Origin of the sequence: Mycobacterium gastri (assembly GCF_002102175.1) — a bacterium.
Classification (GTDB): Bacteria; Actinomycetota; Actinomycetes; order Mycobacteriales; family Mycobacteriaceae; genus Mycobacterium; species Mycobacterium gastri.
In genome coordinates, this window is record NZ_LQOX01000115.1 from 129,649 (window position 1) to 140,055 (window position 10,407).

Sequence of the window (10,407 nt, forward strand, 5' to 3'; positions counted from 1 at the left end):
CGAACGCTATGGACACGTTTCAAGCGCTGGTGGCTCGCCAGGACGAGGATCGGATCAGCACGGCGGTGGAAACTTTGACACAGGCCGACCTGCCGCCCGGTGAGGTGACCATCCGGGTGCTGTACTCGAGCGTCAACTTCAAAGACGCGCTCGCGTTGACGCCGGGCGGCGGTGTGGTGCGCAAGTATCCCGTCGTACCGGGTATCGATCTGACCGGCGAAGTCGTGGACTCGCAGTCGCCCGAGTTCGCCGTGGGTGACATGGTGCTGGCCCACGGATATCAGATCGGGACGGGTCATCATGGCGGCTATGCCGAATATGCCCGGCTGCCAGCCGATCAGGCGGTACCGCTGGGCGGGCTGAGTCCGCACGACGGCGCGGCGATCGGCACCGCCGGCTTCACCGCGGCGATGAGCGTGCAGGCGCTGATCGATTGGGGCATCGCACCAGACGCCGGATCCGTCGTCGTCACCGGCGCCTCCGGCGGCGTCGGCACGGTCAGCGTCGACCTGCTGGCGGCCGCGGGCTATCGGGTGGTGGCCTCGACCGGCAAACCCCAGGCCACCGAGTTGCTGAAAACGCTTGGCGCCAGCGAGGTTATCGGCCGGCTGCCCGCTGACCTGGACGCCAAACCGCGGCCCTTGGCCACCGCGCGCTGGGCGGCCGCGGTGGACTGCGTGGGCGGTGCGACACTGGCCGATGTGCTCAGCGCCGTCGACTACGGCGGCGCGGTAGCCGCCAGCGGCCTCACCGGCGGGGCCGCCCTACACACCACCGTCATGCCGTTCATCCTGCGCGGCATCGCGCTATTGGGAATGGACTCGGTTCAGATGCCGATTGGGCGACGCCGCAATCTGTGGGCACTGCTGGGTGATTCGCTGCGGCCACGCCATCTGGCCGACATCACCACCGAGGTCGACGTCCAGGACGTCGTCGGCGTGATCGACCAGGTTCGCGCCGGCGCATTCTCGGGCCGGGCCGTGGTACGGGTAGCCGGCGGGTTCTAGATTGGGCCGGGAACGATGTGGCTTACTGTAACCAAGGAGGTGGTATGCGCGCGATACGGGTAACTCGGCTCGACGGTCCGGGCGCGATGGAAATGGCAGAGATCGACGAACCCGTGGGCGACGGCGTCGTGGTCGATGTCTACGCTGCCGGCGCAGCGTTTCCGGACGCCCTGCTCACCCGCGGCCGCTACCAATACCGTCCCGAGCCGCCGTTCGTGCTCGGAGCCGAGATCGCCGGGGTGGTCCGCTCGGCACCCGAGGATGCGCACGTGCGGGCCGGCGATCGAGTGGTCGGCCTGACGATGCTCACCGGCGGCATGGCCGAAGTGGCGCTGCTCTCCCCCGACCGGGTGTTCAAGCTGCCCGACAACGTGAGCTTCGAAGCGGGAGCGGGCTTGTTGTTCAACGACCTCACGGTGTACTTCGCGCTGAGCGTCCGCGGCCGGTTGCAGCGCGGCGAAACCGTACTGGTGCACGGTGCGGCGGGGGGTATCGGCACGTCGGCGCTGCGGCTGGCGCCAGTGCTCGGGGCGTCGCGCACCATCGCGGTGGTCAGCACCGAGGAGAAAGCCGCGATCGCGACCGCGGCCGGGGCCACCGACGTGGTGCTGGCCGAGGGGTTCAAGGACGCGGTCAAGGAGCTGACGGGCGGACGCGGTGTGGACGTGGTGGTCGATCCGGTGGGTGGCGACCGGTTCACCGACTCACTGCGCTCGCTCGCTCCCGCGGGGCGGCTGCTGGTTATCGGCTTCACCGGCGGCGAGATACCGACAGTCAAGGTGAACCGGCTGCTGCTCAACAACATTGACGTGGTCGGTGTCGGCTGGGGCGCCTGGGCCGGAACGCACCCCGGCGCGTTGTCCGAGCAATGGGCCGCACTCGAACGGCTGCTCAGCTCAGGCGAGCTGCCTCCCCCCGAGCCGGTGGTCTATCCGCTGGAGCGGGCCGGCGCCGCGGTGGCGTCGCTGGAAAATCGCACCGCCAAAGGCAAAGTCGTGTTGCGGGTCCGCGATTAGCGAGCACGGTCGAGCGACGCGAAGTCGCCTCCGAACGTCAACACAACGTAGACAACTTCGGAGGCCGTAATCGATATTGTCATCGTGAGTTGCCGTTTTAGCTGATCTTGGTTGACGTCTATCGGGGTTGAAGTCGGCTCCCGTCAACGGCGTTGGACAACGGGGCATCTGACACGCCGGCACCGGCCGGTGATTCGGCCCGCAGAGGTGGTGGCGCGTCCCCGCACGGCGTCCGAAGAGTGGCGCCGAGTCAGCGGACTGGTCGACTGTTCGGTGCGGGATCCTTGCGTCCGCAGAAAAGAAAAGTAATATCACTTTCAGTTTTGTATGGCCGACCGTCCCGTGACTTGCCCTAGCCCTGGAGCCGACGTATGGAATCCTTTGTGCACCTGCGAAAAGGCAAGACACCACGCCGCCTGCACGCCGACCTGGACGGACTCAAAGACGACGAGCTGGGCCGCAGCGGCTTCGCCGGCCGCACCGCCAACATCTACCGCCGCCACGACCCCACCGCCTACCGGGCCGAAGGTCCGCTGCGCCCCATCGACGTGCTGTGCAGCGAGCTGAAACCCGGCGACGCCACCGACGCCAACGGCGCGCTGGGCCGGCACTTCCCGTTCGACCCATCGCAGGCCACCATCCCCGAGCCCGTGCCTATCGCGGATGACGGGCGCAACGAGTACGAGGTCCGGCTCATTCACGACGGCGGGCCGACAAGGCTTTACTACCAACATGATCCGATCGATGTCGAAGGCTGGCGCGGCGACAATTTCGCGTTCACCTTCAACATCGCCGACTACAACGTAATCACCTCCGACAGTGTCCACCTGCCGCCGACGGTGCATCTGTTCATGCAAGCCACCGGCGTCTACGTGATGAATTTTTTGCCGAAACCGGCTGAAGGTGTTCAGGGCACCGAACGCACACCCTGGTATCACCGCAACGTCGACTACGACGAGATCGCCTTCTTCCACGGCGGCTCGCTCTACGGCATCCCGATGCCGGCGGGTCTGATCTCCCATGCGCCGCAAGGGATTCACCACGGCGCACCCGAGCGGGCACGGGAACGGACACGCCGCAAATTCAACGACTACTCGACCGTCGACTGGCAGGTGATCGCCATCGACACCCGCCGGCGACTCACCCCGTCGGACGAGGTGCTGGCCCACGACCTGGGGCAGCACTGACCATGGCCGCCCGCCACGAATACGACCGAATCCCCTATCTCGTTGTGTTCCAGAACAATTCCGGTGCCCGCGACGTCTATGGCGGGCTGGCCGAGATCACCGTGCTGGAAAGCTATCTCCTCAGGCCGAAAGACAAGCCGTCCGACACCGTACTAGTGTTCATGCATCCGATCGGCGGCGGCGCCTACCTGCCGATGATCAACGCGCTGGCCCGGGCCGGCCACCACGTCATCTACTGCAACAGCCGGTTTCGTGGCACCGATTCGGCGCTGCTGATGGAGAAGGTGGTCGAGGATCTCGGCGAATGCATCAAGGACGCGAAGCACCGGCTGGGCTACACCAAGGTGGTGCTGGCCGGGTGGAGCGGCGGCGGCTCGCTGTCGGTGTTCTACCAGCAGCAGGCCCAGCACCCGACCGTCACGTCGAGCCCGTCGGGCGATGGCCCCGACCTCACCGCCCTGGATCTGCCCGCCACCGACGGCATCATGCTGCTGGCCGCGCACATCAGCCGCCATGGCACGCTCACCGAATGGTTGGACGCGTCCATCCTCGACGAATCCGACCTGACCAAGCGCGATCCGGAATTGGATCTGTACGACCCTGACAATCCCAACCAACCGCCCTACAGCCCAGAATTCCTGGCCCGGTACCGGCAGGCTCAGATCGACCGCAACCGCCGCATCACGGCCTGGGTGAAAAGCAAGCTGGCCGAATTGAAAGCCGCCGGCCGCCCGCACGACGAGTTCTGCTTCGTCGTGCACGGCACCATGGCAGACCCGCGCTGGCTCGATCCCTCCGTCGACCCCAACGAACGCACTCCGGGCACCTGCTACCTGGGCGATCCCCAACAGGTGAACATGAGCCCGATCGCGCCGGGCCGGTTTTGCTCGCTGCGCAGCTGGCTGTCGCAATGGAGTTACGACGACGCCCGCGGCGACGGCGTGGCCTGCGGGCGCGATCTGATGATCCCCGCGCTGGTGATCGGCAATCTGGCCGACGACGCCTGCACGCCCAGCCACACCAGTCGCCTTTTCGACGCGATCGGCCATTCCGACAAAGAGATGTACGAAATCCCCGGGGCCACACACTATTACGCAGGACCGGACCAGCGCGACAAGCTGCGCCAGGCCGTTGAGATCGTCACCGACTGGCTGGTCCGCCACGACTTCGCGAGGGCTGAATGACACCCGCCAGCGACGATGCAGAGCGAAGCGATGAGGAGGAGCGGCGCATGGCACCTGCGGGCGCGCTGGACGGCATCCGGGTGCTCGAGCTCGGCACCTTGATCGCCGGGCCATTCGCCGGGCGGCTGCTCGGCGACCTGGGCGCCGACGTCATCAAGGTGGAACCACCCGGCGCCCCCGATCCGTTACGCACCTGGGGCCAGGCCGAATTCAACGGGCACCACGTCTTCTGGACCGTGCACGCGCGCAACAAGCGGGCCATCACGCTCGACCTGCGTCGGCCCCGCGGCCGGGAGCTGTTCCTTGAACTCGTCGAGAAATCCGACATCGTGGTGGAGAACTTCCGTCCCGGCACCCTGGAAAGGTGGAATCTTGGTTATGACGTTCTGAGCCAACGCAATTCGGGCATCATCCTGGTCCGGGTGTCGGGCTACGGCCAGACCGGACCCGACGCCCACAAGGCCGGTTACGCCTCGGTGGCCGAGGCGGTCAGCGGGCTGCGTCACCTCAACGGCTTCCCCGGCGGCCCGCCGCCGCGGCTGGCGCTGTCCCTGGGCGACAGCCTGGCCGGAATGTTCGGCGCGCAGGGCGCGCTGGCGGCGCTGTATCGCCGGGGTGTCACCGGGCGCGGCCAGGTGGTCGACGTCGCGCTGACCGAATCCTGTTTGGCGGTGCAGGAATCCACCATTCCCGACTACGACGTCGGCGGCGTGGTGCGAGGACCGTCGGGCACCCGGCTGGAGCGCATCGCGCCGTCGAACATCTACCGCAGCGCCGACGGCTCCTGGGTGGTGATCGCCGCCAACCAGGACACCGTGTTTGCCCGACTGTGCAAGGCGATGGGGCGCCCCGAGCTGGCCACCGACGACCGATTCGCCACCCATGGCGCCCGGGGACGCAACCAGGACGAACTGGACACGATCATCGGCGCATGGGCCGCCGAGCGATACCCCGGCGAGATCATCGAAACGCTCAGCGCTGCAGGCGTAATCGCCGGGCCGATCAATACCGTCGCGGAGGTCGTCGACGATCCCCAACTGCGGGCTCGTGGGATGCTGGTCGAGCACTATGACGAACGCCTTGACCGCAACGTGCTGGGGCCAGGCGTCGTACCGGTGCTCTCTGAATCCCGCGGCCGCGTTCGCAACGCCGGCCCGGCGCGTCCGGGACAGCACAACGACGACGTCTATATCGGGCTGCTCGGCATGACCGCCGAGGAACTCGCGGAATTGCGCGCCGAGGGGGTGCTATGAACCAGCATGTGACCATTCGTGAGGTCTCGCTGCGCGACGGACTGCAGATCGAGAAGCCAATCCCGTTGGCGGCCAAACTGGAGTTGCTGGCCGCGGTGGCCGCCACCGGAGTGCGCGAGGTGGAAGCAACAGCGTTCGTGTCGCCGTCCAAGCTGCCGTCGATGGCCGATGCCGCCGAACTTGCGGCCGAATTGCCGAACTACCCCGACATCGAATTCTCCGCGCTGGTGGCCAGTCCCAACGGTGCCAAGCGGGCGATCGCCGCCGGCCTGCGGTCGATCGAATACGTGGTGGCGGCCGACGATGCCTTCAGCAAGGCCAACGTCGGTCGAAGCAGCGCCGAGGCGACCGACCAGATCGGCGAGATCGTTGCCATCGCACACGGCAGCGACGTCACCGTTGAGGTCATCGTCGCCACCGCATGGGACTCCCCGTTCGAAGGCCCCACCCCACCCCAGCGGGTGCTCGACATCGCTGCGGTCGCCCGCGGCCTAGGCGTGGACCGGTTCTCGATCGCCGACACCATCGGAACCGCGACTCCAGGTCGGGTGAGTTCGCTGATCGCACAACTGCGTCCGGTGATCGGCGACATTCCGCTGGGCGGACACTTCCACAACACCCGGGGCGCGGGCCTGGCCAGCGCCTACGCGGCGGTCTGTTCCGGTGTTACCCGGCTGGACGCCTCGGCCGGCGGCCTCGGCGGCTGCCCATTCGCCCCCGGCGCCACCGGCAATATCGCCACCGAGGATCTGGTGTATCTGCTGACCGACAGCGGCTTCGATGTCGACGTCGACCTGCAGGCCACGATCGCGGCGGCCGAAGTCGCCAGATCGCTTGTCGGCCATGATCTGCCGAGCGCTCTGTTGCGCGCCGGCGACCGGATCCGGAACTGATGCCCGCCGGCACGCTCACCTCCAAGGGCCGCCAGACCCGGCAGGCCATCGAACAGTCCGCACGAAAGCTGTTTGCCGAGCGGGGATTTCACGGAGTTACCTTGGCCGATATCACCTCGGCCGCCGGCAAGTCGCCCGCGGTGTTCTACCGGTATTTCTCCGACAAGGAGGATTTGCTGGCCACCCTGGCGGAATCGTTTCTGCACGACGTCGTCGAGCCGTCCGGGCTGAGCGTGCGCCTGCCGGATACCCCCGACGACGTCAGCTTCTTCACCTCGGTGGTCACCGGTTACTGGAATATCTTCAAACAGAACATCGGCATCATGATCGCTGTTGCTCAACTGGCGGCCACCCAGCAGCGTTTCGCGGCCGTGCAGAACGAATTCCGGCGGTTCGGCATGGATATCGTGGCCGCATCGGTCCGCCGCGCTCAAGAGCAGGGCTACGGAGCTGACCTCGATCCCGAGCATACAGCGGCCGCCATCGCGTTGCTGTTCGAAAACTTCACTACCGTCTTCGTGGGGCGCTCCGGCCCGAAGAATCTGCGGCTCGAGATCAGCGACGAGGACGCCATCAAAACCTTGGCAACGATCTGGAAGAAAACGCTGTACGGCGCTTAAGGAGATCAACGTGGATTTCGCTCTACCAGAACACCTTCCGGGCCTGCTCGCCCAGATGGACGAGTTCATCGATTCCGAGATCAAACCGCTGGAACGCCAGCACATCCAGTATTTCGACCATCGCCGTGAGCATGCCCGCACCGACTGGGACAACGATGGCATCCCCCGACGAGACTGGGAGGACCTGCTGGCCGAGATGCGCAGACGCGCCGACCGGGCGGGCTGGCTGCGCTACGGGCTGCCGTCGCGGTTCGGTGGGCGCGACGGGACTAACGTCGATATGGCCGTCATCCGGGAACATTTGGCGCACAAAGGGCTCGGGCTACACAACGACTTGCAGAACGAGTCCTCCATCGTCGGCAACTTCCCGCAAGTCATCATGATGGACCGGTTCGGCACCGACGCGCAGAAGAAGGAGTGGACCGAGGCGCTTATCACCGGCGAGCGGTCGATGGCGTTCGGCTTGACCGAACCCAATCACGGGTCGGACGCCACCTGGCTCGAGACCCGTGCCGAGCGTGCCGGCGACGGCTGGGTGATCAACGGCGCCAAGCGATTCAACACCGGCGTGCACCGCGCTACCCACGACCTAGTGTTCGCCCGTACCTCGGGTGAGCCCGGGCAGGCCCGCGGCATCACCGCGTTCCTGGTGCCGACCGACGCTCCCGGCTTCTCGGTGCCGTACTACTGGTGGACCCTCAATATGCCGACCGATCACGGCGAGGTGGTGTTGGACGGTGTCCGGCTGCCCGATGACGCGGTGCTCGGCGAGGTCGACCACGGCCTCGAGGTGGGCCAGACTTTTTTGCACGAGAACCGGATTCGTCAGGCGGCCAGCAGTCTGGGCGCCGCCCAGTACTGCATTGACCGGGCCGTCGACTACGCCAACGAACGTAGGGTGTTCGGTAAGCCGCTGTCGGTGAACCAGGCCGTCCAATGGCCGCTGGTCGAGCTGCAGACCGAGGCCCAGATGGTGCGACTGCTGGTCTATTACGCGGCTTGGCATCTGGATCGCAATCACCACATGGAAGTTTCGGACAAGGTCTCGATGGCCAACTACCGCGCCAACCGGTTGGTGTGTGAGGCCGCCGACCGGGCCATGCAAGTCTTCGGCGGAGTGGGATATAGCCGTCACGAACCGTTCGAGCACATCTACCGCCACCACCGCCGCTACCGGATCACCGAGGGCGCTGAGGAGATTCAGATCCGCCGGGTTGCGCAGCGGCTGTTCAAGTTCGGCAAGAAGTGACTCTGTTGGAGGACTTGGCCGCGCTGCTGGGCCCGTTGCTGGGCGCCGAAGTGGCGATCGACAACCTGCGGGCGCTCACCGGCGGCGCCAGCAGGACCACCTGGGCGTTCGACGCCGTCGTGGGCGCCGAGCGTCGACCGCTGATTTTGCGCATCGGCCCGCCCGACGATGTGCACGCCGGCATGGAACTCGAAGCCCTCGTCCAGGCCACCGCGGCAGCCGCGGGCGCGCCGGTGCCGCAGATCTTGCTCGCCGACGATTCGCCCGCGGCGCTGGGTAATCCGTTTCTGATCTGCGAGGAGGTCAAGGGCGAGACCATTGTCCGGCGCATCCAGCGCCAGCTCGACGCGGCCGGGCGGCAGCGGTTGTTGCGCCAGTGCGCGCGGGCACTGGCCGCGATTCATCGGGCCGATTCGAGCGACTCTGGCCTGGCCCGCGAGGACGCACTGGTGCAGTGGCGGGGACGGCTCGATGCCATGGGCGACACCACCGCCACCTTCGAATGGGCGTTCCGCTGGCTGGCGGCACATCGGCCGCGGGCGTCGCCGGCGGTTCTGGTGCACGGCGACTTCCGGATGGGAAACCTCATCGTCGACGGGTCCGACCTTGCGGCCGTTCTGGATTGGGAGTTGGTGCATGTCGGAGAGGCGTACGAAGACCTGGCCTGGTTTTGTGTGCGGGCCTGGCGGTTCGGGGCCCCGGCCAGCCTTGGAGCCGGCGGACTGGGCAGCATCGAAAGCTTCCTGCGCGCATACGAATCGGCGAGCGGCACTACCGTCGATCTGGCGGCGTTTCATTGGTGGTTGGTGCTGGCCACGCTGCGCTGGGGTGTCATCTGCCGCTACCAGGCGGAGCGCCACTTGAGCGGTCAGTCCCGGTCGGTGGAGTTGGCCACGATAGGCCGCCGGGTCTGTGAGAACGAGTGGGATCTGCTTGAGCTACTCGAGGGTGGTGGATCATGACCGGGTTTTACGGCCGCCCGACCGCGGCTGAACTCGTCGCCGCCGTGGCGGAGTTCCTGGAAGCCGACGTCCGGGAGGCGACCAGCGGACAGGTCAATTTCCATGCCAGAGTGGCCGCCAACGCCTTGCGCATCGTCGAGCGTGAATTGCTGAGTCCCGGTGATTCCGACGTCCGGGCGGCGCTGGCCGACCTTGGTTTCGCCGACGAGGCTGCCCTTGCCGCTTCGATCCGGGCCGGTGAACTGGACGGCCGTGACGACGAGGTCATCGCCTGTCTGCGCACCCTGGTAAAGCATCGGTTGGCGGTCTCTCATCCCGGATACGACAGTGAATAGCACGCCCCGCAGACGGTCTTCTGTTGCGCTGCCGTTGCGCGCATCTTCCCCGGGTTGTCCTTGGGGGCGCTGATGTCGTTGCGGCGCTCAGCGGTGTCCTGGGCTGCGGAAGTCACGCCTGTCACATGCGTCTCTGGGCGAGCGGGTGTACATTTTGCCTGGCTTCAGCGATAAGCCAAGGCGCACAACGGATTTGTCGCCGGCCCGAATTGGCTCAAATTGGTGCGCGTCGTCGGCGTGCACTAATACTGAGTCGCGGGCGCATGGGTGGTGGTCTGGGCGGTGACGCGTGTGGCTGCTGGGGTGAATGCGTTCGGCGCGCAGTGTCGGTTGCTGCGCTGGACACAACCTGGTGCGCCGAGCGTGTCATGGCTGCGAAAAATCGGTCAACTTCTCACTCTCAGAACACGTTCGGCGAAATCCTGGTAACGGCCGGAACACTGCCCGGGTGGCCTGGTACTTCCCATTAGTATTAGTCGGGTCGCATGCGTCTCTGGCCGAGCCGGTATACATTTTGCCCATCTTTCAGCGACTAGCAAAGGGGCGCAACGAATTTGTCGCTGACAATTCGGTAGACGTCGCCCTGACTCGTATCCCTGTGCCGCGTTCCTCGCCGCTATAACGTGTCATTTGCCACCGGGAAGGGACCACTGGTTTGCCACCAGCTAGGGACCACCTGTTTGGCTCAGCGAGCATGATGT

The 10,407-nt window shown here is 66.1% G+C and carries 11 protein-coding genes; 10 read left to right on the forward strand and 1 reads right to left on the reverse strand.

Annotated features, from left to right (window positions below):
* The first annotated feature begins 8 nt into the window (after positions 1-8).
* The 10 genes from AWC07_RS15510 (at position 9) to AWC07_RS15555 (ending at position 9,706) form a co-directional block, all read left to right on the forward strand.
* Complete coding sequence (locus AWC07_RS15510; RefSeq protein ID WP_036417279.1) at positions 9-1,007, forward strand: acrylyl-CoA reductase family protein; 999 nt, start codon at positions 9-11, stop codon at positions 1,005-1,007.
* A gap of 44 nt (positions 1,008-1,051) precedes the next feature.
* Positions 1,052-2,023 carry an NADPH:quinone oxidoreductase family protein gene (locus tag AWC07_RS15515; protein ID WP_036417277.1) on the forward strand — a complete coding sequence of 324 codons (972 nt, stop codon included), beginning with the start codon at positions 1,052-1,054 and terminating at the stop codon, positions 2,021-2,023.
* Between the two features lie 371 nt (positions 2,024-2,394).
* Complete coding sequence (locus AWC07_RS15520) at positions 2,395-3,210, forward strand: homogentisate 1,2-dioxygenase (protein WP_036417274.1); 816 nt, start codon at positions 2,395-2,397, stop codon at positions 3,208-3,210.
* Positions 3,211-3,212: 2 nt separating this feature from the next.
* Positions 3,213-4,394, forward strand: a complete 1,182-nt coding sequence (locus AWC07_RS15525; protein ID WP_036417272.1) for an alpha/beta hydrolase — start codon at positions 3,213-3,215, stop codon at positions 4,392-4,394.
* Positions 4,395-4,441: 47 nt separating this feature from the next.
* Entirely contained in the window at positions 4,442-5,647 is a 1,206-nt protein-coding gene (locus tag AWC07_RS15530) for a CaiB/BaiF CoA transferase family protein (protein WP_036417292.1), read from the forward strand.
* Positions 5,644-6,540, forward strand: a complete 897-nt coding sequence (locus AWC07_RS15535) for a hydroxymethylglutaryl-CoA lyase (protein ID WP_036417270.1) — start codon at positions 5,644-5,646, stop codon at positions 6,538-6,540. Before AWC07_RS15530 ends, AWC07_RS15535 begins: the two co-directional genes overlap by 4 nt.
* Entirely contained in the window at positions 6,540-7,160 is a 621-nt protein-coding gene (locus AWC07_RS15540) for a TetR/AcrR family transcriptional regulator (RefSeq protein WP_085105131.1), read from the forward strand. Before AWC07_RS15535 ends, AWC07_RS15540 begins: the two co-directional genes overlap by 1 nt.
* Before the next feature lie 10 nt (positions 7,161-7,170).
* Entirely contained in the window at positions 7,171-8,409 is a 1,239-nt protein-coding gene (locus AWC07_RS15545; RefSeq protein ID WP_036408820.1) for an acyl-CoA dehydrogenase family protein, read from the forward strand.
* The gene (locus AWC07_RS15550; protein ID WP_036408817.1) at positions 8,406-9,371 is read left to right on the forward strand and encodes a phosphotransferase family protein; all 966 of its coding nucleotides are present in this window, start codon (positions 8,406-8,408) and stop codon (positions 9,369-9,371) included. The genes AWC07_RS15545 and AWC07_RS15550 overlap by 4 nt, the downstream gene beginning before the upstream one ends.
* A complete protein-coding gene (locus AWC07_RS15555) occupies positions 9,368-9,706 on the forward strand; it encodes a DUF6285 domain-containing protein (RefSeq protein WP_036408814.1) in 339 nt (112 codons plus the stop codon). Before AWC07_RS15550 ends, AWC07_RS15555 begins: the two co-directional genes overlap by 4 nt.
* On the opposite strand, the gene AWC07_RS27645 is transcribed toward AWC07_RS15555, so the two are convergent.
* Positions 9,682-9,822, reverse strand: coding sequence for a hypothetical protein (locus AWC07_RS27645; RefSeq protein ID WP_167380084.1), 141 nt, complete (start codon positions 9,820-9,822; stop codon positions 9,682-9,684). The genes AWC07_RS15555 and AWC07_RS27645 overlap by 25 nt on opposite strands.
* Positions 9,823-10,407 lie beyond the last annotated feature (585 nt).